The 21,825-nt window shown below is 68.8% G+C and carries 22 protein-coding genes and 1 riboswitch; of the genes, 3 read left to right on the top strand and 19 right to left on the bottom strand.

Features of this window, described 5'->3' with window-relative positions:
- Positions 1 to 73 precede the first annotated feature (73 nt).
- The 5 genes from whiA to GH2_RS18825 all read right to left on the bottom strand — a co-directional run bounded on the left by whiA (position 74) and on the right by GH2_RS18825 (position 5,381).
- A complete protein-coding gene (whiA, locus tag GH2_RS18845; protein ID WP_066171787.1) occupies positions 74 to 1,057 on the bottom strand; it encodes a DNA-binding protein WhiA in 984 nt (327 codons plus the stop codon).
- A 105-nt stretch (positions 1,058 to 1,162) separates the two neighbouring features.
- On the bottom strand, positions 1,163 to 2,158 hold the full coding sequence (locus GH2_RS18840) for a gluconeogenesis factor YvcK family protein (protein WP_066171785.1): 996 nt from the start codon (positions 2,156 to 2,158) through the stop codon (positions 1,163 to 1,165).
- On the bottom strand, positions 2,155 to 3,006 hold the full coding sequence (rapZ, locus tag GH2_RS18835) for an RNase adapter RapZ (protein ID WP_066171920.1): 852 nt from the start codon (positions 3,004 to 3,006) through the stop codon (positions 2,155 to 2,157). The genes GH2_RS18840 and rapZ overlap by 4 nt, the downstream gene beginning before the upstream one ends.
- A gap of 41 nt (positions 3,007 to 3,047) precedes the next feature.
- Positions 3,048 to 5,033: an excinuclease ABC subunit UvrC gene (uvrC, locus tag GH2_RS18830; protein ID WP_066171918.1), complete on the bottom strand. Its 1,986-nt coding sequence runs from the start codon at positions 5,031 to 5,033 to the stop codon at positions 3,048 to 3,050.
- A 63-nt stretch (positions 5,034 to 5,096) separates the two neighbouring features.
- Positions 5,097 to 5,381 carry a hypothetical protein gene (locus tag GH2_RS18825; RefSeq protein WP_066171783.1) on the bottom strand — a complete coding sequence of 95 codons (285 nt, stop codon included), beginning with the start codon at positions 5,379 to 5,381 and terminating at the stop codon, positions 5,097 to 5,099.
- A 507-nt stretch (positions 5,382 to 5,888) separates the two neighbouring features.
- Here GH2_RS18825 and GH2_RS18815 point away from each other — a divergent pair.
- Positions 5,889 to 6,722 (top strand): hypothetical protein, encoded by an 834-nt coding sequence (locus GH2_RS18815; protein ID WP_157086152.1) that lies wholly within the window; start codon positions 5,889 to 5,891, stop codon positions 6,720 to 6,722.
- 37 nt (positions 6,723 to 6,759) lie between these two features.
- On the opposite strand, the gene GH2_RS18810 is transcribed toward GH2_RS18815, so the two are convergent.
- Genes GH2_RS18810 through GH2_RS18795 form a run of 4 tightly spaced genes read right to left on the bottom strand, consistent with a single transcriptional unit; the run spans position 6,760 to position 9,680 of the window.
- Entirely contained in the window at positions 6,760 to 7,257 is a 498-nt protein-coding gene (locus GH2_RS18810; protein ID WP_066171777.1) for a PH domain-containing protein, read from the bottom strand.
- Positions 7,254 to 7,724, bottom strand: a complete 471-nt coding sequence (gene ribH, locus GH2_RS18805; protein ID WP_066171775.1) for a 6,7-dimethyl-8-ribityllumazine synthase — start codon at positions 7,722 to 7,724, stop codon at positions 7,254 to 7,256. The genes GH2_RS18810 and ribH overlap by 4 nt, the downstream gene beginning before the upstream one ends.
- The gene (locus GH2_RS18800; RefSeq protein WP_066171773.1) at positions 7,721 to 9,040 is read right to left on the bottom strand and encodes a bifunctional 3,4-dihydroxy-2-butanone-4-phosphate synthase/GTP cyclohydrolase II; all 1,320 of its coding nucleotides are present in this window, start codon (positions 9,038 to 9,040) and stop codon (positions 7,721 to 7,723) included. The genes ribH and GH2_RS18800 overlap by 4 nt, the downstream gene beginning before the upstream one ends.
- Positions 9,033 to 9,680: a riboflavin synthase gene (locus tag GH2_RS18795; protein ID WP_066171770.1), complete on the bottom strand. Its 648-nt coding sequence runs from the start codon at positions 9,678 to 9,680 to the stop codon at positions 9,033 to 9,035. Before GH2_RS18795 ends, GH2_RS18800 begins: the two co-directional genes overlap by 8 nt.
- 51 nt (positions 9,681 to 9,731) lie before the next feature.
- Positions 9,732 to 9,884, bottom strand: a riboswitch (FMN riboswitch).
- 127 nt (positions 9,885 to 10,011) lie between these two features.
- On the opposite strand from GH2_RS18795, the gene GH2_RS18790 reads away from it, so the two are divergent.
- A complete protein-coding gene (locus tag GH2_RS18790) occupies positions 10,012 to 10,251 on the top strand; it encodes a LapA family protein (RefSeq protein WP_066171767.1) in 240 nt (79 codons plus the stop codon).
- A 39-nt stretch (positions 10,252 to 10,290) separates the two neighbouring features.
- Here the strand turns inward: GH2_RS18790 and ribD are convergent, their stop codons facing one another.
- From ribD to mihF, 10 genes are all read right to left on the bottom strand, one after another.
- The gene (gene ribD, locus GH2_RS18785) at positions 10,291 to 11,274 is read right to left on the bottom strand and encodes a bifunctional diaminohydroxyphosphoribosylaminopyrimidine deaminase/5-amino-6-(5-phosphoribosylamino)uracil reductase RibD (protein WP_066171916.1); all 984 of its coding nucleotides are present in this window, start codon (positions 11,272 to 11,274) and stop codon (positions 10,291 to 10,293) included.
- Between the two features lie 26 nt (positions 11,275 to 11,300).
- On the bottom strand, positions 11,301 to 12,005 hold the full coding sequence (gene rpe / locus GH2_RS18780) for a ribulose-phosphate 3-epimerase (protein ID WP_066171764.1): 705 nt from the start codon (positions 12,003 to 12,005) through the stop codon (positions 11,301 to 11,303).
- 100 nt (positions 12,006 to 12,105) lie between these two features.
- Entirely contained in the window at positions 12,106 to 13,554 is a 1,449-nt protein-coding gene (locus tag GH2_RS18775) for an RsmB/NOP family class I SAM-dependent RNA methyltransferase (protein ID WP_066171762.1), read from the bottom strand.
- Complete coding sequence (gene fmt / locus GH2_RS18770) at positions 13,551 to 14,492, bottom strand: methionyl-tRNA formyltransferase (RefSeq protein WP_066171759.1); 942 nt, start codon at positions 14,490 to 14,492, stop codon at positions 13,551 to 13,553. The genes GH2_RS18775 and fmt overlap by 4 nt, the downstream gene beginning before the upstream one ends.
- Before the next feature lies 1 nt (position 14,493).
- Positions 14,494 to 16,434, bottom strand: a complete 1,941-nt coding sequence (locus GH2_RS18765; protein WP_066171914.1) for a primosomal protein N' — start codon at positions 16,432 to 16,434, stop codon at positions 14,494 to 14,496.
- A 266-nt stretch (positions 16,435 to 16,700) separates the two neighbouring features.
- The gene (metK, locus tag GH2_RS18760) at positions 16,701 to 17,915 is read right to left on the bottom strand and encodes a methionine adenosyltransferase (protein ID WP_066171756.1); all 1,215 of its coding nucleotides are present in this window, start codon (positions 17,913 to 17,915) and stop codon (positions 16,701 to 16,703) included.
- 56 nt (positions 17,916 to 17,971) lie between these two features.
- The gene (gene coaBC, locus GH2_RS18755; protein ID WP_066171753.1) at positions 17,972 to 19,249 is read right to left on the bottom strand and encodes a bifunctional phosphopantothenoylcysteine decarboxylase/phosphopantothenate--cysteine ligase CoaBC; all 1,278 of its coding nucleotides are present in this window, start codon (positions 19,247 to 19,249) and stop codon (positions 17,972 to 17,974) included.
- A 9-nt stretch (positions 19,250 to 19,258) separates the two neighbouring features.
- Positions 19,259 to 19,558: a DNA-directed RNA polymerase subunit omega gene (gene rpoZ / locus GH2_RS18750; protein ID WP_066171750.1), complete on the bottom strand. Its 300-nt coding sequence runs from the start codon at positions 19,556 to 19,558 to the stop codon at positions 19,259 to 19,261.
- A complete protein-coding gene (gene gmk / locus GH2_RS18745) occupies positions 19,555 to 20,178 on the bottom strand; it encodes a guanylate kinase (RefSeq protein WP_084247630.1) in 624 nt (207 codons plus the stop codon). The genes rpoZ and gmk overlap by 4 nt, the downstream gene beginning before the upstream one ends.
- 2 nt (positions 20,179 to 20,180) lie before the next feature.
- Positions 20,181 to 20,495 (bottom strand): integration host factor, actinobacterial type, encoded by a 315-nt coding sequence (mihF, locus tag GH2_RS18740; RefSeq protein ID WP_062392741.1) that lies wholly within the window; start codon positions 20,493 to 20,495, stop codon positions 20,181 to 20,183.
- A gap of 245 nt (positions 20,496 to 20,740) precedes the next feature.
- On the opposite strand from mihF, the gene GH2_RS18735 reads away from it, so the two are divergent.
- Positions 20,741 to 21,808 (top strand): alpha/beta hydrolase, encoded by a 1,068-nt coding sequence (locus tag GH2_RS18735; RefSeq protein ID WP_066171747.1) that lies wholly within the window; start codon positions 20,741 to 20,743, stop codon positions 21,806 to 21,808.
- The last annotated feature ends 17 nt before the right edge of the window (positions 21,809 to 21,825 follow it).

Here is a 21,825-nt window from a genome sequence, read left to right as displayed (position 1 = left end):
CGGCCCGCCAGGTCACCGGAAGGTCACATGTCGGGGCTAGGGTGTCGGTCACCTCATCGGCCGAGAGCAGAGCTCAGGCCTCGTCGAGGAGCTCCGCCGTCACAGCCGATTCGGTGTCCGGGATGCCGTCGGTGCGGGCGCGCTTGTCGGCCATCGACAGCAGGCGACGGATACGACCGGCGACGGCGTCCTTCGTCATCGGCGGATCGGCCAGCTGGCCGAGTTCTTCGAGCGAGGCCTGGCGGTGCTCCACGCGAAGCCGTCCCGCGGCCACCAGATGGTCGGGGACGTCGTCGCCGAGGATCGCGAGGGCCCGTTCCACCCGGGCTGCGGCCGCGACGGCGGCACGAGCCGAGCGGCGGAGGTTGGCGTCGTCGAAGTTGGCGAGGCGATTGGCCGTGGCCCGGACCTCCCGACGCATCCGTCGCTCCTCCCACACCAAGCGGGTGTCGTGCGCACCCATCCGGGTCAGGAGTGCGCCGATCGCCTCGCCGTCGCGGATGACGACGCGGTCGCTGCCGCGCACCTCGCGGGCCTTGGCCGCGACGCCCAGCCGGCGAGCTGCACCGACCAGGGCCAGCGCCGCCTCCGGTCCGGGACAGCTGACCTCCAGGGACGAGGAGCGGCCCGGCTCGGTCAGCGAGCCGTGCGCCAGGAATGCCCCGCGCCACGCGGCCTCGGCGTCGCCGATGCTGCCGCCAACCACCTGTGCGGGCAGTCCCCGCACCGGCCGCCCGCGCATGTCGAGCAGCCCGGTCTGGCGGGCCAGTGCCTCACCGTCCTTGGTGATGCGGACGATGTAGCGGGCGCCTTTGCGCACTCCGCCGGACCGCAGGACCACCACCTCGGCGTTGTATCCGAACAGGCCGTGGATCTCGTACTTCAACCGACGCGCCACATTGCCGAGGTCGACCTCGGCTTCCACCACCACACGACCGTTGACGATCTGAAGCCCCCCGGCGAAACGCAGCAGCGCCGACACCTCGGCTTTGCGGCAACTGACTTGCGTCACCGACAACCGGCTCAACTCATCTTTGACTGCACCCGTCATAGCCACGGTGCAACGCCTCCTGTCCCCTGTAGATCCCCCGGTCCTCACCGCTGCTGAAAGGTCAACGACCTCCGCCGACGGCGGGACGACTCGGATCGATCTTACCGACGGTCAATTCTCGTTGATCAGGGCCGCCATCGTCGCGGCCGTTTTGGCTGGATCGTGCACCCCCGTTCCGGGTACGCACAGGTCGGAGACGCGGAGCCGCGCGCCGAACCGGTCGGCGGCCCGCTCCAGGTGTTCGCGTTCGAGGCCGGCGGGCACCGACGCCGCATCGACGATCACGTCGTCGACCCGCAGGCTCGACGCGTGCGCGTGCAGCACGTGCAGGTGCCGTTCCACAGAGAAGCCCGTCGTCTCGCCGGGCTCGGCGACCAGGTTGACGAACAGCATCTTTCGGGCCGAGGTGGTCCGGAGCGCATCGAGCTGCTCGGGGACCAGAACGTGCGGGATCACGCTGGAGAACCACGACCCGGGACCGAGGGTGACCACGTCGGCGGCGCGGATCGCCTCGGTCGCGACCTGACACGCGCCCGGTGCCTCCGGGATCAGTCGCACCCGGCGCGGCTTTCCCGGCGTGGTCGCGACCGCGACCTGCCCGCGGATCACCCGGCTGACGCGCGGATCTGATTCCAGCCCCGACACGTCGGCCTCGATCACCAGCGGAACGTTCGCCATCGGGAGCACCCGGCCGTCGACGTCGAACAGATCGATGAGCTGGTCCAGGGCGGCCACCACGTCGCCGGTCATCTCGGCGAGCCCGCTGAGGAGCAGGTTGCCGATCGGGTGGCCGGCGAGCGCCCCGTAGCCGCCGAAGCGGTGCTGCAGCATCTGCGCCCACCGCTCGTGGCGTTCGGCGGCCCGCGGATCGGTGCGCCGTCGATCCTCCAGAGCCGCCGGCGCGCCCATCAGGGCGGCGAGCGCCATCCGCAGGTCGCCCGGCGGGATCTGCCCGAGTTCGGCGCGCAGTCTGCCCGACGATCCGCCGTCGTCGGCGACGGTGACGACGGCCGTGACGTCAGCTGTCAGATAGCGCAGCGCAGTGAGCGTGTTGAACAGGCCGTGACCGCCGCCGAGAGCCGTCGCCTTCAGACCGTCGATCCTCATTCGCGCCCCAGGTCGCGGTGGGTCACTTCCACGTCGTAGAGGGGCGCGCCGTCGGCGTCGGTCGCCTCGGACAGGCGGCGCGCCAGGTCCTCGGACATCGCGACGCTGCGGTGCTTGCCGCCGGTGCAGCCGACGCCGAGCGTCATGTAGCCCTTGCCTTCGCGGAGGTAGCCACGGCCGACGATCCCGACCAGATCGACGTATCGGTCCAGGAATTCGGCGGCGTCGTCCTGCCGGAGCACGTAGTCGCGGACCTGCGGGTCGCGCCCGTTGTGCTCGCGCAGTTCCGGGATCCAGAACGGGTTCGGCAGAAATCGGACGTCGACGACGAGGTCGCAGTCGATGGGCAGTCCGTACTTGAACCCGAACGATTGGACGGCGATCGACAGCCTGCGGCCGGCGACACTCGGGAAGGCGTTCTCCACGATCGACCGCAGTCGCGTGGAACTGAGGTTCGACGTGTCGATCACGGTGTTCGCAGCATGCGCGACCGGGTCCATGATCGCCCGCTCGGCGGCGATCCCTTCACCGAGAGTTCCATTGCCCTGCAACGGATGTCGTCGTCGCACCTGTTCGAATCGACGGACCAGGACGTCGTCGGAGGCGTCGACGAAGATCATCGACGTGCGGGCTCCGCCGTCTTCGAGTTCACGACGCAACTGCTGCATCTCGTCCCCGAACGACGGGTCTCCCCCGCGGACCACCATCGCGATCCGCTGCGCACCGAGCTCGCTGCTGCGGACCATCTCCACCAGGGTGGCGATCAAGGAGATCGGGACGTTGTCGCTGACATACCAGCCGTCGTCCTCGAGGACGTTCGCGACCGACGTGCGGCCGGCGCCCGACATGCCCGTGACGAACAGCACGGTGGTGCGGCTCTCCGAATCAGTCAACTTACAGTTTCCTCCGTGTCGGTTCTCGGCTGCGCGTCGGCGCCGGAAGCGTTGTCGTCATCGAGTGCATCACGAACGGCCTGCGCTGTCGCGGGACCGATGCCCTTGACCTCCGCGATCTCGTCGACACTCGCTCGTTTCAGGTTGGCCACCGAGCCGAAGTGAGTGACGAGCGCAGTCCGACGTCCCGCACCCAACCCGGCGATGCCGTCCAGGGCGGACGCCGTCATGCGTTTGCTGCGTTTGCTGCGGTGGAAGGTGATCGCGAATCGGTGCGCTTCGTCGCGCACGCGCTGCAGCAGGAAGAGGGCTTCGCTGTTGCGCGGAAGGATCACGGGCTCATCATCGCCCGGAATCCACACTTCTTCGAGTCGTTTCGCCAGACCCACCACGGCCACATCGGTGACGCCGAGGTCGTCGAGCACGGAGGCGGCCGCGTGCGCCTGCGGCGCCCCGCCGTCGACGACGAACAAGTTGGGCGGATACGCGAACTTCTTCGGTTTGCGGGACGTGGTCTCGTTGTCCGCGGCCGTCTCGCCCGACGCCGGGCCGTCGGGCGGGGGTGTGATGGCGCCGTTGCGGTGCCGCTCAAAACGACGGCGCGTCACCTCCGCGATCGATGCGACGTCGTCGGAGTGCCCGTCCCCCGCGGCCTCCTGGATCGAGTAGTGCCGGTAATCGGATTTGCGCGCGATTCCGTCCTCGAAGACCACCAGGGAGGCGACGACGTCGGTGCCCTGGACGTGCGAGATGTCGATGCACTCGATCCGCAGCGGTGCGTCGTCGAGGCCGAGCGCCTCCTGCAGATCGGTGAGCGCCGCGGATCGCGATGTGAGGTCGCCCGCCCGCTGCAGTTTGTGTCGCGCCAGTGCCTCGGTGGCGTTGAGTTCGACGGTGGTCATCAGCGTGCGCTTGTCCCCGCGCCGGGGCACCCGCAGCCTGACGTGCGATCCTCGCTGCTCGGTGAGCCACGCCTCCAACTCGGGGGCGTCGTCCGGCAACGCGGGCACCAGGACTTCGCGGGGGATACCGCTGCTCATCTCGCTCTCGGCACCGTAGAACTGCAGCAGGAACGCACCCACCTGGTCGGCGAGCGTCGCGTTCTCCTGCACCTCGACCACCCACCCGCGCTCACCGCGGACCCGGCCGTCGCGGACGTGGAACATCTTGACCGACGACTCCAGTTCGTCGCCGACGACGGCGATCACGTCGGCGTCGGTCCCGGTCCCCAGGACGACGGCCTGCTTCTCCATGGCTCGCCGCAGTGCCGACACGTCGTCGCGCAGGCGGGCCGCGCGCTCGAAGTCGAGCTCTTCGGCGGCCGCCGCCATCTCGCGTTCGAGTTTCCGGATCAAGCCGTCGGTCCGACCGGCGAGGAAGTCACAGAAGTCTTCGACGATCTCACGATGCTCCGCAGCAGAGACCCGACCGACGCACGGCGCCGAGCATTTGTCGATGTAGCCGAGCAGGCAGGGCCTGCCCATCTGTTCACTCCGCCGGAACACGCCCTTGGAGCAGGTCCGCACCCCGAAGACCCGAGTCAGCAGATCAACGGTCTCGCGGATGGCCCACGCATGCGAGTACGGCCCGAAGTAGCGGACACCGGGTTTGCGTGGGCCGCGGTAGACGAACACCCGCGGGTACTCCTCGTTGAGGGTGACGGCGAGCATCGGATAGGTCTTGTCGTCGCGGTAGCGGACGTTGAACCGTGGGTCGAACTCCTTAATCCAGTTGTATTCCAGTTGGAGCGCTTCGACCTCGGTGCCGACCACGGTCCACTCCACGGACGCCGCAGTGGTGACCATCTGCCGGGTCCGCGGATGAAGTCCCGCGAGATCGGCGAAGTACGAGGTGAGGCGCTGCCGCAGATTCTTGGCCTTGCCGACGTAGATGACACGACGATGCTGATCCCGGAACTTGTAGACGCCGGGATCGGTAGGAATGGTGCCCGCGGCCGGGCGGTAGGTCGACGGATCTGCCACGGCACCCAGGTTAGTCGTCGCGTCGGACATGCCCGGTGCCGCGCTGGTGTCCTGCACCGGAGACTAGAACGGCGGCTCACCGTAACCGGCGAACTCCGCTGCGAGCGACGCCGCTTCGGCAATCCGCGCACGGCGGTTGGCCGCACGGACCCGGGTCCGGTAGCGGTGCTTGGCCTCGACCCGGATACGGGAACGTTGTGGCTCGTCCCCGCGCGGTTCGCCCGGCGCGACCGGTACACCGTGGCGGCACTGCAGGTGGCCGATCTCCGGCAGGAGCCAGGTCTTGAGCGCCTGTTGGCGATTCGTGATCCTCGACGACGTGGTCGAGGTCGCACTTCCAAGCGGCACGGTCGCAGCCAGGCGTTGTGCACTGCCCGAACAGCCCCCTGGACCGCCACCGCGTCGAGATCGAGTTCGCGCACGGCAACATCATCGCGGTCCGCGATCTCCTCGTCGGAGACCCGGGCAGCGCAGTCGGCGCGACCACACTCGCAGACCAACGTCAGGCCGAGCTGCCGTGCGCACGCGGCGGCGGCACGTTGCTGATCCTTGGTGCGGGGATCGTGGTCGCACAGCCCCTCGACGATGGTGTCGAGCGGCGCCAACTGGACGCGCGTGCACGCCTTGGCCTTCTTCCGAGCCTGCCGGGCCGACCCGCCCCTCGGCGGGCAAGTCGATCGGAGCGTCCGTCGGAACAACAGTTTCGGCTGTCATAGTGCCCTTCCCAACCAGCGCTTCGTTCGTGTGTTCTATTATAACGAGGGGGTACGACAATTCCGGTCGAGTCAGCCGACGCCGGCCCGGCGTGCACCGTCTTCGGCGCACACGGCATCGACCCGTCCTAGGCTGGAAGCCATGTCAGCCTCGCTTGCCGGCAGGATGAAGGCGCTGTGGGCAGCGTCGCTGCTCACAGCGGTGGTCCCGATGGCCGTCGCCTGCAATAACGCCAATGCGTTCGCCGATCGGTACACGGAGTTCCTGGCCTCGCAGCCAGCCGTCGAGACGTTCACCGTGCGGCCGAACAACAGCCTGCCGACGGCGGAATCAGTGGATTCGTCCGTGACCTTGCGGAGCGGCCTGTCGGACGCGCAGGCGACGCAGGCGATCCGCACACTCGCCGGGCATCGAGTCGACGAGAAGGTCGGCCAACATCGCATTCGCGTGACGATTCCATCCCGGAATGCGACGTCGGACATCGCCGATGTCACGCTCACGGTGATTCCAGGATCCGATGAGCCGCGCACGGGCGACGCCTCGACGTTCGGGCACTGGGTGCAGCGCGCGCGGGCGTTGGTCGCCGCCGATCCGACCGTGACCGACCTGCACCTGTGGGCCGACTCGGTGACAGCCGACACCGTTGCCGACGGTTACCCGCTCGCCGAGCGTCTCGACGCATTCGTCGCGGAGGAACCCGCCGGACTGGTACGACTGTCCGTGTCCGCACCGCCGTGCAATCTGGCCTGGGACGCCCACGACTCGCTGCGCGCGCTCGCGCCCTATCAGGATCTGGTGGCGCTGCTGCCCACCGACGTCGTGCCCACGCACTGTCGCGCGAGTTCGCAGCAACCGCTGACCGAGCCGAGTTTCTTCCTCACGCTCCCCCGCGGCACGACGCCGGAGACCCTCGACGCGGTGCGAGATCGCGCCGCAGCGCTCGACCTCGCCGCGAAGATCACCGTCGCTCCATAACGGCGACGCCGCAAATCAACGACGTGGGGCGAGCAGTCTACTCAGATCCGGACTGCTCCGCGGGTGCGTACCGAGCGCCGAACTCTCTGATCCGGTTCATCGCCGCGACGGCGAGATCCCCGTCGCGGGCCTGGATCGCCATGACCGGGATGTGCTCGTCATTCGGAAACACCAGGCGCGCCCACGACCCCTTCTCCGGGTACTCGAGGCCGAGGACCTCGTCCCAGCCGAACACGCGCTCGGACACCAGATTCAGGACGCCGACGCCTCGCGGTCCCACCCGCACGCGAGCGCGCGTCAAGTACAGGATGACGGCACTGATCAGGACGCCGACGCCGATCAACGACAGTTTGTCGGACCAGCCGACGTTGACGCCGGTGTACGAGATGTCCAGCAGTAGCCCGAACGTCAGGTGAATGATCATGACGACGGCGATGGCCACCCACGCGGCACGCTTCATCCAGAGCGGCTTGTACTCGTAGTCCCACTCGCCGCTCGCCGGTCGTCGCGCGTCCGAGTCCAGCGCCTCGCTCATTCGAGCTCCTTCAGGATCAGCGCCGCGGCCAATGCCGCGGTCATCGCCTGCGCTCCCTTGTCCTCGGACGATCCCGGCAGGCCGGCTCGGGCGATCGCCTGATCCTCGGTCAGCGTGGTGAGGACCCCGTTGCCGACCGGCGTCGACTCGTCGAGCGACACCCGGGTCAGTCCGTCGGTCACGGCGTCGCACACATACTCGAAGTGCGGTGTCTCGCCCTTGATCACGACGCCGAGCGCGACCACGGCGTCGTGCGTGCGAGCCAACGCCTGCACGATCACGGGGAGTTCGATCGCACCGGCGACACGAACCACCGTCGGATCGGTGACGCCGTTGCGGTGGGCGGCGCGCACAGCGCCGTCGAGCAGCGCCGTGCAGATGGTCTCGTGCCACTGCGAGGCGACGATCGCGACGGTCAGCCCGCCCGCATCCTGCAGGTCGAGTGCCGGTTCTCCACTGCCGCTCATGCGCCCTCTCCCGTCCCATCGGCTGCGGTCCCGTCGAAATCCTCGAGCCCGTCCAAGACGTGTCCCATGCGGTCACGCTTGGTCCGCAGGTATCGGAGGTTCTCGGCGTTGGCGCGCACCGGCATCGGGACGCGCTCCACGATCTCCAGTCCGTAGCCGTCCAGTCCGACGCGCTTGGCGGGATTGTTGGTGAGCAGTCGCATGGATCGCACCCCGAGGTCGACCAGGATCTGTGCGCCGAGACCGTAGTCGCGAGCGTCCGCCGGCAGGCCCAGCTCGAGGTTCGCGTCGACGGTATCGGCGCCGTCGTCCTGCAACTGGTACGCCTGCAGCTTGTGCATCAGGCCGATTCCCCGACCCTCGTGTCCGCGCATGTACAGGACGACGCCGCGGCCTTCGCGCCCGACCAGCTCCATGGCGGCGTCGAGTTGCGGCCCGCAGTCGCAGCGCAGCGAACCGAAGACGTCGCCGGTCAGGCACTCCGAGTGCACCCGGACCAGCACGTCTTCGCCCTTGCCGTCGGGACCTTCGATGTCGCCCATCACCAGCGCGACGTGCTCGGCCTCGTCGTACGAGCTCTGGTAGCCGACGGCCCGGAACGTTCCGTGTTCGGTCGGGATCCGGGCGTCGGCGACGCGCTCGACATGCTTCTCGTGGTGACGACGCCATGAGATCAGGTCGGCGATCGAGATCAGTGCCAGCTCGTGCTCGTCGGCGAAGACGCGCAGTTCGTCGGTCTGGGCCATGTGGCCGGGATCCTTCTGGCTGACGATCTCACAGATCACGCCGGCGGGAGCCAGTCCCGCTGCCTTGGCGAGGTCGACCGCGGCCTCGGTGTGACCCGGGCGGCGCAGCACACCGCCCGGCTTGGCGCGCAGCGGCACCACGTGTCCGGGGCGAGTGAAGTCGTGAGCGGCCGACGCCGAGTCGGCCAGTTTGCGCATGGTGGTCGCGCGGTCGGCGGCGCTGATGCCGGTGCCGATGCCTTCGCGGGCGTCGACGGTGACGGTGTACGCGGTGCCGTGTTTGTCCTGGTTCACCGAGTACATCGGCGGCAGGCCCAGACGATCGCAGTCCTCGCCGGTCATCGGGACGCACAGGTAGCCCGAGGTGTATCGGACCATGAAGGCGACGAGTTCCGGCGTGGCCATCTCTGCGGCGAAGATCAGGTCGCCCTCGTTCTCGCGATCCTCGTCGTCGACCACCACGACCGCCTTGCCCGCGGCGATGTCGGCGATGGCGCGCTCAACGGTGTCGAAGACGATCTGCTCCGCAGTGTCCTTCTCTGCACCGTCACTGCTCCCGGTCTCACTCATTGGGCTCACTGCCTTCCACATCAGCGTTCGCGGGACGACCGGCGCCGGTCAGGCGCTCGACGTACTTCGCGATGACATCGACTTCCAGGTTGACACGCACGTCGGGCGCCGCGTCACCGAGGTTGGTCTCGGCCAGAGTCGTCGGTATGAGAGACACCTCGAGCCAGTCTCCGTATTCCCCGTCGACGCCGACGGCCGAGACGGTGAGCGAGATGCCGTCGATCGTGATCGACCCTTTTTCGACGACGTAGCGGGACAACTGCTCGGGGACCTCGACGCGCACCACCGTCCAGTTCTCACTCGGGGTGACCGCGCGGATCCGGCCGACGCCGTCCACGTGGCCCTGAACGATGTGCCCGCCGAATCGGCCGCCCGCGGCCATCGCACGCTCGAGGTTCACCGAGGCGCCTGCGCCCAGCCGATCCAGTGAACTGCGAGTGAGGGTCTCCGCCATCACGTCGACAGTGAACTCGTCGTCGGCGAGTTCGGTGACCGTCAGGCACACCCCGTTGACGGCGATCGAATCGCCGAACGAGGCGTCGCTGGTCACCAAGGGGCCGCGAATCCGAAAACGTGCGGCTTCCGTGAGGTCGTCGCGGGCGGTGATTTCGCCTCGCTCCTCCACGATTCCCGTGAACACCGTCTCTCCTTTGCACTGTGCGCTCGGGAGAGACAGCCGACGGGTGCCGGCTGACGTCCTCTCGTATCCGGACTGTGACCGTCGGCCTCGGAATCGCACCGAAGTCTGCTCGTCCCCGCACTGCTGCGCGGGCGCTCGCGGGCTCGTCCCTCTGTCGAGAGCATTACCGCCGGTGGGGAATTGCACCCCGCCCCGAGAACTCACTTACGAAATTAGCACGCGTCACACAATCGGTGCGCAGCGCACGTCCCGGACGCTGGGACACTCGACGTCAGGCGCTACGGTGAGCACGTTGCGGGTCCGGCCAGGACCCCTACCGAAAGGACCGACGATGAGCACGTCGCAGTCTCCCGCCGTAAGCTTTCTGACCCGGTACTGGCTTCCCATTCTGCTGGCCGTCCTGGCGATCGTGTTCATCGCACAGAACCGGGACTCCACCAGCACCACCCTGTTCTGGTTCTCGTTCAACGCGCCACTGTGGCTGACGCTGACGGTGGTGACCGTCATCGCGTTCGGTTGCGGTGTCGTCGTCGGCCGTCGCAAGAAGGGCTCACCGCGCATGAAGGACTGACGCGTCGACGCGTCACGCATCGGCGTCGCGCGCTACGGGTCAGCGGGGCACGAACACGATCAACAGGTCGTCGCCCAGCTCTTCGACGGCGGTCCGCCGAAAGCGATGGGCGTTCGGCAGCGTGGCGACCGACTCATCGTCCACCGCGCCGCGACCGCCGCCCAGCACCATCGGCGCCTGATACGCCTGGACCTCGTCGACGAGCCCCGCGGCCAGGAAGGCGCCGATGATCGCCGGTCCGCCCTCGACGAGGACGTGCAGCGCATCGGGCAGTGCGGCGAGGACCGCGTGCGGGTCGTGACTGCGGACGCAGAGCAACGGCGCGACGCCGTCACGCAGCGTCGCCGCTGCCGGGACGTCTCGATGCCCCATGACGACGCGCGCGGGCTGGTGCCCGCGGAGTGTGCCGTCGGGATAGCGGGCGGTCAGCGACGGGTCGTCGGTGAGAGCCGTTCCGGTACCGATGACGATCGCGTCGAGCCGCGCGCGCTGTCGGTGCGCGTGTTCCCGCGACGCTGGTCCGGTGATCCATTGACTGGTGCCGTCCGGCGCCGCGATCCGACCGTCGACGGTCGCCGCGATCTTCGCCGTCACGAACGGGCGGTCGTACCGTTGGCGGTGCAGCCAGTAGCGCAACGGTCCGCGACGGACCTGCGCCTCGAGCACGCCGCCGGTGACCGCGACGCCGGCCGCGCGGAGGGTCTGCGCTCCCCCGGCGGCGGACGGATTCGGGTCGGCGACGGCGTAGTGCACAGCGGACACGCCTGCGTCGAGGAGCGCCTGCGCACAGGGTCCGGTCCGCCCGGTGTGATTGCACGGTTCCAGCGTGACCACCGCGGTCCCGCCGCGCGCCCGGTCTCCGGCGTCCCGCAGTGCCATCACCTCGGCATGGGCCTGTCCCGGCGGCTGGGTGTGCCCGACGCCGACGACGTCGCCGGCGGCGTCCAGGATCACGGCGCCCACGGCCGGGTTCGGCGAACTGACGCCCAGGGCGTCGGCCGATGCGACGACCGCCCGCCGCATCGCGTCGTCGACCGAGGAACGCACCTCTACTGGTTCTCGCGGACCGACGTCGCCAGGCGGCGCAGATTCGCCACGCGGGCGGCGGGGTCGTCTCCGCCGTAGACGGCCGACCCGGCCACGAAACAGTCGACACCTGCCTCGGCCGCCTCCTCGATGGTCGACGCGCTGATCCCGCCGTCGATCTCGACGAGCAGTCGGAGATCGCCCGCGTCGATCTTCTTGCGGATGGTGCGGACCTTGTCGAGGACCTCCGGCATGAACTTCTGGCCGCCGAAGCCCGGCTCGACGCTCATCACGAGAAGCGTGTCGAAATCCCGAAGGATCTCCAGATACGGCTCCAGCGGCGTGCCCGGTTTGATCGCCAGACCGGCTTTGCCTCCGGCGGCCCGGATGTCGCGGCCGACCGCCGTCGGATCGTCGGTCGCCTCCGCGTGGAAGGTGACGTTGTAGGCGCCGGCCTCGGCGTACGCGGGCGCCCAGCGGCCCGGGTCCTCGATCATCAGGTGACAGTCGAGCGGGATGTCGGTGGCCTTGAGCAGGCTCTCGACGACGGGCATCCCGAGCGTCAAGTTCGGCACGAAGTGGTTGTCCATCACGTCCACGTGCACCCAGTCGACGCCGGGGTCGACGTCGGACGGACCGACTGCGGCCACTTCCGCGGCGAGATTCGCGAAGTCGGCGGACAGGATGGACGGGGCGATCATGGGAGCCGGGCGGCCGGAAGTGCACATGCCCCCGAGTCTACGAGAGCGCCCGGCCTGGGGTGACACCTGCGGGCATCCGCGTCATCCACCGGTATGAAAACGAATGGCGCACGCGAAGATTCCCCCGTCAGTCCTTGCGCAGCGCCGCCAAGAACATCGCATCGGTGTCCTGGCGGTGCGGCCACAGTTGGACGTGCGGCCCGGCGCCGAGCGTCTCCGGGTCGAAGACGTCGCCCGCGGCCAGGGGCCGCGCATCGAGCTGGGTGATGCCGTCGACGTCGGCGAGCACCGCGTCGATCACCTCGACGGTCTCAGCGCGGTGGGGTGAACAGGTGGAGTAGACGACGACCCCGCCGGGCTTGACCAGCCGCAGCGCTTCGGTCACCAACTCCTTCTGGAGGGTGACCAGTGCCGGGATGTCGTCCGGCTTGCGCCGCCACCGCGCCTCGGGTCGACGTCGCAGCGAGCCCAGACCGGAGCAGGGCGCGTCGACCAGAATGCGATCGAAACCCGGCTCCAGGCCCGAGTCGCGACCGTCGGCGACATGGACTCGGACCGGCAACCCGTCGACGACCTTGTCGATCAGCTCGGCGCGATGCTCGGAGATCTCGACGGCGTCGAGATGCGCCTCGGCGATGTGTGCCAGCGAACCGAGGAGCGCGGCCTTACCTCCCGGTCCCGCACACAGATCCAGCCAGCGACCGGCGTCGTCGGCGACCTCGGCGCGACTGAGGGCGAGAGCAACCAACTGGCTGCCCTCGTCCTGCACGCCGGCGAAGCCCTCCCGCACGGCGTCGATCTTGCCGGGGTCGCCTTCGGGCAGGTAGACGCAGTACGGCGAGTAGCGGCCCTCGTCGCCACCGCTGATGAGGGCCAGTTCCTCCCCGGAGATCTGCCCGGGACGGGCGACGAGGTGGACGATCGGCCGATCGTCGTCGGCGGCCAAGGCGGCCTGCAGCTCACCGGTCGACCGATCGAGAGCCTCGTAGAACACCTCGGCGATCCACCGCGGGTGCGCGTAGGTGAAGGCGAGGTTGCCGATGCGGTCGTCCATCATCGACGGCGCCAGTTCGTCGATCCAGAGCTGCTCGTCGCGCTGGCTGATCTTGCGGAGCACGGCATTGACGAATCCCGACGGTCCCATGCCGTTCTCGCTGCGCGCGATGTCGACCGACGTGGAGACGGCGGCGTGCGACCCGATGCGGGTGCGCAGCAACTGGTACGCGCCCAGACGAAGCACATCGAGGAGCGTGCCGTCGATCTCGTGCGCCGGCCGTCCAGCGGCCGCGGAGATCACCGCGTCGAGGAATCCGAGGGAGCGCGCTGTGCCGTACGTGAGCTCGGTGGCGAGCGCCGCGTCGCGGCCGGTGATCTTCCGCTCGCGCAGCAGTTTCGGCAGCAGCAGGTTCGCGTAGGCGTCTCGCTCCCGGACCGCACGCAGCACGTCGCGGGCGACGATGCGCGCCGGATCGATCTCCTTGTCGCGGTACTTGTTCGGCCCACTCTGCGACGGTCCCGATCGTTTGGGCCGACCGGGGCCGTCGTGTCCGCGGCGACGGTTGGGGTGGCTGCTCATTCGAACTCCTCCGTGCCGTCGAGCCGACTGCCGCGCGCCCAGTCGGCCGCGTTCATCGACTTCTTCCCCGGCACCTGGACCGTGCTCAGTCGGACGGCGCCGGACGCGGTGCCGACGAAGACGGCCTTCTTAGTGACTCCGAGAACGCCGGGGGCGAGCTCGGTGGGGACGGCCGGGTCGTCGTCGGCCGGGGTGACCGGTCCCAGTTTGATGCGGGCGTCACCGAGCGTCGTCCACGACCCGGGCGCCGGCGTGTGGGCGCGAACGGTGCGCCCGATGATGTGCGACGGCAGGTCCCAGCGGACACGGGCGTCGTCGCTGCTGATCTTCGCGGCGTGCGAGACGCCGTCGGCGTCTTGGGGAACCGGGGCGAGCTCGCCCGCCTCGATGCCGTCGACCACGGCCTTCGCCAGAGTGGCGCCCGAGACCGCGAGCCGTCCCAGCAGATCGCCGGAGGTGTCGGTGTCGCGGATCCGCTCGGTCAGCGTGCCGTAGACCGGCCCGGTGTCGAGACCGGCTTCGAGGAGGAAGACGCTGGCGCCGGTGATCTCGTCACCGGCCGCGATCGATGCCTGCACGGGCGCGGCCCCGCGCCACGCCGGGAGCAGCGAGAAATGCAGGTTCACCCAGCCGTGCGGGAGCATGTCGAGCACGCTCTGCGGAATCAGTCCGCCGTACGCGACGACGACGCCGAGGTCCGCGTTCCACCGTGACAGTGCCTCGGCGACGTCCGGATCGGACATCCGCGCGGGCGTCACGACCTCGATCGCATGCTCGTCGGCGAGCCGCCCGACGTCGGATCGGACCACCTTCCGTCCCCGACCCGCGGTGGTGTCGGGACGGGTGATGACGCCGACCACCTCGTGGTCGGGAGAGTCGATCAATTCCTGCAGGGTCGGCACCGCCACGTCGGGCGTGCCGGCGAACACCAGCCTCATGTCAACCAATCGTAGGTGGATCCACCTGGACCCGGATGCCCGCGGTGTCGTCATGACGCGCATTCCGCAGCGCCTGCGCCGCGCGAAGGGCCTCGGCCAGCTCCCGGCCGGCCACGCGCGGGGTCCGCAGCAGCATGCGGTCGACGGGCCCCGCATCGTCCAGACCTGCGGGACGACGGACCCCGGCGGGCAGCGGAACCGGCCCCAGCGTCTCCGCATCCGGTGGCATGGCCAGCAGGTTCACGAATGCGGCGACGGCGTCGGGCGGGCCGTCGACCGACGCCATCGTGACGGCCGGGGGAAACCCGAGTTCCACCCGATTGGCGAGCTCTGCGGACGCGAACCCGACCGGATCCCACCGGATCAGCGCCTGCACCGCGACCTCCGACGAGTCGGCGACCACCACCACGCGCCCGCCTTCCCCGCGCGGCCGCACCAGGGTCGCCACCGCCATCCACGCGCGCACCGCCTCCTCGGCGGCACGCAGATCCTCCCGGTCCAACTGCGCCCACGTGTCCAGGAGCACCGCGGCGCCGTAGCCGCCGGGCGCGCGCGGAGCGGCACCGGGCGTGGCGATCACCACCCGGGGGCCTGGCGGAACCTCGTCGACGATCTTGTCCCCCGCCGAAGTCACCACCGGCACGCCGCGGAACGCGCGGCCGAGCTCCTCCGCGGTGCGCTTGTCGCCGATCATCAGGGCCCGGACCGCGGTCCCGGCGCACACCGGGCAGACGAACCGGTTCTCCGGCCGCCCGCACCAACGGCACGCGAGGTCGCCGCGATCGCTCATCTGCAACGGACCGTTGCACGCCCGGCAGCGGGCGTGCGTGCGGCACCGCGCGCACGCCACCGATGGGAGGTAGCCGCGCCGCGGAACACTGAACAGCACCGCCTGCTCGGCGGCCAGCGCACGACGGGCGGCGTCGAACGCGATGCCGGGAATGCGGGCCGACCGAGCCAGCGGGTCGCCGGCGATCCGTCGATCCTCATCGGAGATCCCGTCGACGCGCGGCATCGCCTCGCGGACAGTCGCCCGCGGCGCGACGACGTCGAACGCCCATCCCGATTCGACGAGGGCCTGCACCTCGGCCGTCCGCGAGAATCCGCCCACGAGCAACGCTGCACCCGTGGCATGCGCGCGCAGCACACCGACCTCCCGCGGATGCGGGTACGGCGACCGCGGCTCGTCGAGGCTGTCGTCCCCGTCGTCGAACACGACGATCAGACCGATGTCGCGCACCGGCGCGAAGATCGCACTGCGGGTGCCGATGACCACCGGGGCCCGGCCGCGCAGAGCCGAGAGCCAGCGCCGGTATCTCGCCGTGGGGCCGAGACCGGCCGCGAGGGTGACGCATTGCTCACCGAGCAACGGCGCACAAGCCGCTTCGAGGCGGTCCAGATCACGCTGATCGGGCACGACGATCACGACGCCGCGACCCGCGGCCGCCGCACCCGCCGCCAGTTCGGCCAGGCGGGCGGCCACGTCCTCCCCCGGCAACGCCTGCCAACCCGCGTGCGGGTGCCCCCCGTCACGCACCGCGTCGAGGAATGCCCGGCCGCCGTCGTACCGGTCCCAGCCGTCGACGTCCGGCGCCGCGATCGCCGGAAGGACGTGCTGCGAACAGTCTTCCTTCTCGACCCGCGCGTGCCGCGGCGGGATGGCCGAGCGGAGGACGTCGGCCATCGTGCCGGCGTAGCGGTCGGCGACGGCACGGCACAGCTCGGCCATCTCGTCGGTCAGGACCCGTTCGGGCGACACCACACGGTCGAGCCACGACAACCTGCCGCGGTGATCGCTGTCGTCGATGCGTTCCAGCAGATAGCCGTCGACCAGACGCCCCGCGAACCGGACCCGGACCCGGACACCGGGCTGCGCCTCGGCGTCCGTCTTCGTGTCGACCAGGTAGTCGAAGGTGTGATCGAGATGCGCCAACCCGAGCATGGGCAGCACACGCGCAACGGGCCGCTGCGACGCAGCGACCCGTTCATTGCGCGCAGGCTTGCGCGCCTGCGTTTCCTTGTCTGTCACGACTCCGCTCCTACGCCCGCGCTCTCGGCGGTCTCGATGCGCTTCGCTTACTCGACCAGCGTAAAGAGCACCCGGCGCTTCGCTTACTCGACCAGCGTAAAGAGCACCCGGCGCTTCGCTTACTCGACCAGCGTAGGGACCCGCTTCGCTTACTCGACCAGCGTAGGAGGACCAGGTGCCTAGAGGCCGGCCGCCTTACGCAGGGCGTCGACGCGGTCGGTGCGCTCCCACGGGAGGTCGACGTCGGTGCGTCCAAAGTGACCGTAGGCCGCGGTGGGTGCGTAGATCGGCTGCAGCAGGTCCAGATCGCGCGTGATGGCGCCCGGACGCAGATCGAAGACCTCGGAGATCGCCTTCTGGATGGTGCCCGGATCCACCTTCTCGGTGCCGAACGTCTCCACGAACAGGCCGACCGGGGCCGCCTTGCCGATCGCGTACGCGACCTGGACCTCGATGCGACTGGCGAGGCCCGCCGCGACCGCATTCTTGGCGACCCAGCGCATCGCGTACGCCGCACTGCGGTCCACCTTCGACGGATCCTTGCCCGAGAACGCGCCGCCGCCGTGACGGGCCATGCCGCCGTAGGTGTCGACGATGATCTTGCGGCCGGTGAGGCCCGCATCGCCCATCGGACCGCCGAGAACGAAGCTGCCGGTCGGGTTGACGAGCAATCGCGGGTTGGAGGTGTCGAGCTTCACCGGAAGGTCCAGCTCGTCGAAGATCGGCTCCAGGACGTGCTTGCGAATGTCGGGGGCCAGCATGCCGTCGATGTCGATGTCGGCCGCGTGCTGGGTCGAGACGACGACGGTGTCCAGACGGACCGGCGTGTCGCCCGCATATTCGATGGTGACCTGAGTCTTACCGTCCGGACGCAGGTACGGGAGGATGCCGTCCTTGCGGACTTGCGTGAGACGACGCGAGAGGCGATGGGCCAGTGCGATCGGCAGCGGCATCAGTTCCGGGGTCTCCGCCGAGGCGTACCCGAACATCAGTCCCTGGTCGCCTGCGCCCTGCGAGTCGATGTCGTCGTCGCCCGTACCGGTGCGCTTCTCATGCGACTCGGTCAGACCCTGGGCGATCTCCGGCGACTGCGCGCCGATTGCGACGTTGACACCGCACGATGCGCCGTCGAATCCCTTGGTCGACGAGTCGTAGCCGATCGCGAGGATCTTCTCGCGGACGATCGTCGGAATGTCGACGTAGGCGGTCGTGTTGACCTCACCCGCGACGTGGACCTGGCCGGTCGTCACCAGCGTCTCGACCGCCACCTTGGCGTGAGGGTCTTTCGCCAGCATCGCGTCGAGAATCGAGTCGCTGATCGCGTCACAGATCTTGTCGGGATGTCCCTCCGTGACGGATTCGCTCGTGAATAGACGGGACGCTGAGGCGCTCATCGGTTCCTCTCGGTGTTGTCCCTCGCGGGATCAGGTGTTGTCCCTTGCGGGATCTGTCAGTGTTCGGTGTCGCCGGACCGGCCTGCTGCCGGGTGCACTCGTCCATCTGGCACGAGTTGGGCGACTTCGTCAAGGATTCTGCTCGCCATCAATGTCTTTGATCCGAAAGGCAGTCCGGTCTCACGGCCGTCGGCCGACAGCACCCACCCGGTGTTGTCTTCGGTGCCGAAGGCTTTTCCGCCCCCGACGGCATTGACGATCAGCAGGTCACAGCCTTTTCGTCGGAGTTTCGCACGTCCGTGATCGAGAACGCCGCCGTGCTCGTCGCCGGTCTCGGCGGCGAAACCGACGATGACCGTCTCCGACGCGATCTTGCCGTCGCGCCGATCGGTGACCAGGCCTGCGAGGATGTCCGGGTTGGTGTCGAGCACGATCGGAGCGGGTCCCGAGTCGCCCTTCTTGATCTTCGCGCCGGCGACGGAGACCGGGCGGAAGTCGGCGACCGCGGCGGCCATGATGACGACGTCGGCCTCGCGCGCACGGTCGGTCATCTCGCGCTGCATCTCGCGCGCGGAGTCGACGTCGACGACGGTGACGGCCGCCGGATCGCCCGGATCAGACGTCGCTCCGGCGACTAGGGTCACCCGTGCGCCGCGTTGCGATGCCGCCCGAGCGAGCGCGTAGCCCTGCTTTCCGGAACTGTGGTTGCCCAGATAGCGGACGGGGTCCAGTGCTTCTCGCGTGCCGCCCGCGCTGATGAGGACCCGCACCCCGGCGAGGTCGTAGGGCAGAGCGTCGGACCGGTCCAGAAGCAGGTCGCCGAGCGCGGCGATCTCCGCCGGCTCGGGCATTCGCCCCGCCCCGGTGTCGGCGCCAGTGAGGCGACCGACGGCGGGCGTCATCACCGTGGCACCGCGACTGCGCAGTGTCGCGACGTTGGCGACCGTCGCCGGGTGCTCCCACATCTCCGTGTGCATGGCGGGTACGAACAGCACCGGGCAGGTCGCCGTCAGCAGCGTCGCGGTCAGCAGATCGTCGGCACGACCACCCGCCGCGCGAGCCATCAGATCCGCGGTCGCGGGAGCGATGATCACCAGATCGGCCTGCCGGCCCAGCGCCACATGGGCGACCTGATCGACGTCGTCGAAGACCTCGGTCGAGACGGGATTCCCGGACAGGGCTTCGAAGGTGGCGGCGCCGACGAAGTTCAGTGCCGCGCGGGTCGGCATGACGCGAACGTCATGACCGGCCTCGGTGTAATGACGGATGACCGAGCAGACCTTGTAAGCAGCGATCCCTCCGCCCACACCGATGACGATGTGCGCTCTGGACACCGGTGCGGCCTACTCGCCTTCGGTGTGCTCGAGAAGATCCGAGTGGATCTCCCGCATCGCGATCGAGAGCGGCTTCTCCTGGACGCCAGGCTCCACCAGGGGGCCGACGTACTCGAGGATGCCCTCGGCGAGTTGGTTGTAGTAGTCGTTGATCTGCCGAGCGCGCTTGGCGGCGTAGATGACCAGCGCGTACTTGGACGAGGTGCGCTCGAGCAGTTCGTCGATCGGCGGATTGGTGATACCCAGCGGGGTGTCGTAAACGGGTTCGTCGACGACGTCGGTGGTTTCGATGTCAGTCTGAGTAGTCACTCATTCTCCTGCGAAGTCTTGGCCTGGGCCGCCTCGTACGAAGGCGGCCCAACCAGCAAGTTTACCAATTGTTGTGCGGCTACGTCGACATCGTCGTTCACAATCACGTGTTGGAACTCGTCGAGCGCCGCCATTTCGGTGCGCGCGGTGTCGAGTCGACGCTCGATCACCTCGGCGGATTCGGTGCCGCGCCCGGTGAGTCGCTGCACCAGTGCGTCCCAGCTCGGCGGGGCCAGGAAGACCGTGACGGCCTCCGGCATGGCGGCTGCGACGTTGCGCGAGCCGACCAGATCCACCTCCAGCAACACGGGTGCTCCCGAGTCCAGCGCCTGGCGCACCGGCGCCGCAGGTGTTCCGGACCGTTGCAGCCCGCCGTGGATGTCGGCCCACTCCAGCAACTCGTCCTGGTCGATCATCGAATCGAACCGTTCGCGGCTGACGAAGTGATAGTCGCGGCCGTCCACCTCGCCGCGACGCGGGTCACGCGTCGTCGCCGACACGCTGAACCACAGGTCGGGCACCAGCTCACGCAGCCGCGCGACGACCGTCGACTTGCCGACGGCCGAGGGGCCGACCAGTACCACCAGTCGGCCCCTCCGTCGGGTCTGTTCCCGGGTCACGCTCAGGCGCTGAACTTCTCAAGCAGAGCCTTGCGCTGGCGGTCACCCAGGCCGCGCACGCGGCGGGTCGGTGCGATCTCGAGCTCGGTCATGATCTCCTGCGCCTTGACCTTGCCGACCTTCGGCAGCGCCTCGAGCAGAGCCGAGACCTTCATCTTGCCGAGGATCTCGTCGTTCTCGGCGTCGGCCAGCACCTGCTGCAGGTTGGTGCCGCCGCTCTTCAAACGGTTCTTGAGCTCGGCGCGAACACGGCGAGCGGCAGCCGCCTTCTCGAGTGCTGCTGCACGCTGCTCATCGGTCAACTGGGGAAGAGCCACGGTTCCTCCGTCTTTCGTTTCTACAGTTCGGTTTGTCCACGCGACGCTATATGAACATCTCGTGTTTTTCCGCCTCGGGGGCGTGCCCCCTACGAGCGAATCGGCTCCAGCCTAGCGCTCGATGCCGTGTCCCATGCAATCGGACCAGCACAAACGGTACCCGGAACCGGCGAGACGATGCGACATCCGCATCGGCGCGCCACGTCGTTATCGGCGGGGCCGTCGAACAAGGTACCCTGCGCCTCATGCTCAGTGACCTCCGGACCCTTGCGCGTGTTCTGACCGGCGATCTAGCGCCGAAAGCGGCCACCGAGAGCGTGGTCCTGTCCGACCGTCCACACGCCCGACTGATCCGCTACGGGTCCGTCGCGCAGCTCGACGCGGCGCGCGCATCCGGCCAGGTCCCAGTGCTGCTGGTACCGCCGCTGGCGGTGCCGGCCCACTGCTACGACCTCGCGCCCGACGCACGACCGGCGAACTCCGTGGTCGAGTTCCTGCTGAACCTGGGCACCATCCCGTATGTGATCGATCTGGGCGACGTCTCGTACCGCGACCGACACCTCGGTTTCGAGGACTACATCGATCTCATCGTGCCGCGCGCCATCGGCGACGTCGTCGACGACTTCCGGTCGGCGCCGGACGCCGTGGACCTGATGGGCTGGAGCCTGGGCGGCACGCTGTCACTGCTGACCGCAGGCGCCCATCGCGAGCTGCCCATCCGGTCGGTGATCACCGTGGGCACCCCGCTCGACTACAAGCAGATCCAGCCCTATCCCCTGGTGCGCGCACTCCTGGGACCCACCGGCGGTCGTCCCGTCACGTATCTGATGCGCGCGTTGGGCGGCATCCCGGCGCCCGCGGTCCGCCTCGTCTACCGAGCGACCGCCTGGGACCGCGAACTACTCAAGCCCAAGTACATCCTGTCGAATCTGCACGACGTCGACGCACTGATCCGCATGCAGGTGATCGACCGGTTCCAGAGCTCCATGCCCGGTTACCCCGGCCGGGTGAGCGAGCAGATGTTCGTCAATCTGATTCTGCGCGATGAGATCTCGCGAGGGGTGCTGCACTTCGACTCGCTGACCGTCGACCTCGCGTCGGTGACCGCGCCGGTGTTCATGGTCGGCTCTCATCACGACGCCATCGTCTCGCACGCCGCGGCGAAACACGGTCTCGACCTGTTCGCCGACTCGGTGCACACCGAGTTCCACACCGTCGAGTCGAGTCACCTCGGCCTGCTCACCGGCGCCGTCGCCGAACAGCAGACCTGGCCCGCGATCGCCGCCTTCCGCGAGAAGATTCAGGGGATCTAGCGACCCAGCACAACCCC

Source organism: Gordonia hydrophobica NBRC 16057 (genome assembly GCF_001592365.1).
Taxonomy (GTDB): domain Bacteria; phylum Actinomycetota; class Actinomycetes; order Mycobacteriales; family Mycobacteriaceae; genus Gordonia; species Gordonia hydrophobica.
The sequence above is the reverse complement of the archived record's forward strand: the minus strand, read 5'-3'. Positions and strand labels throughout refer to the sequence as shown.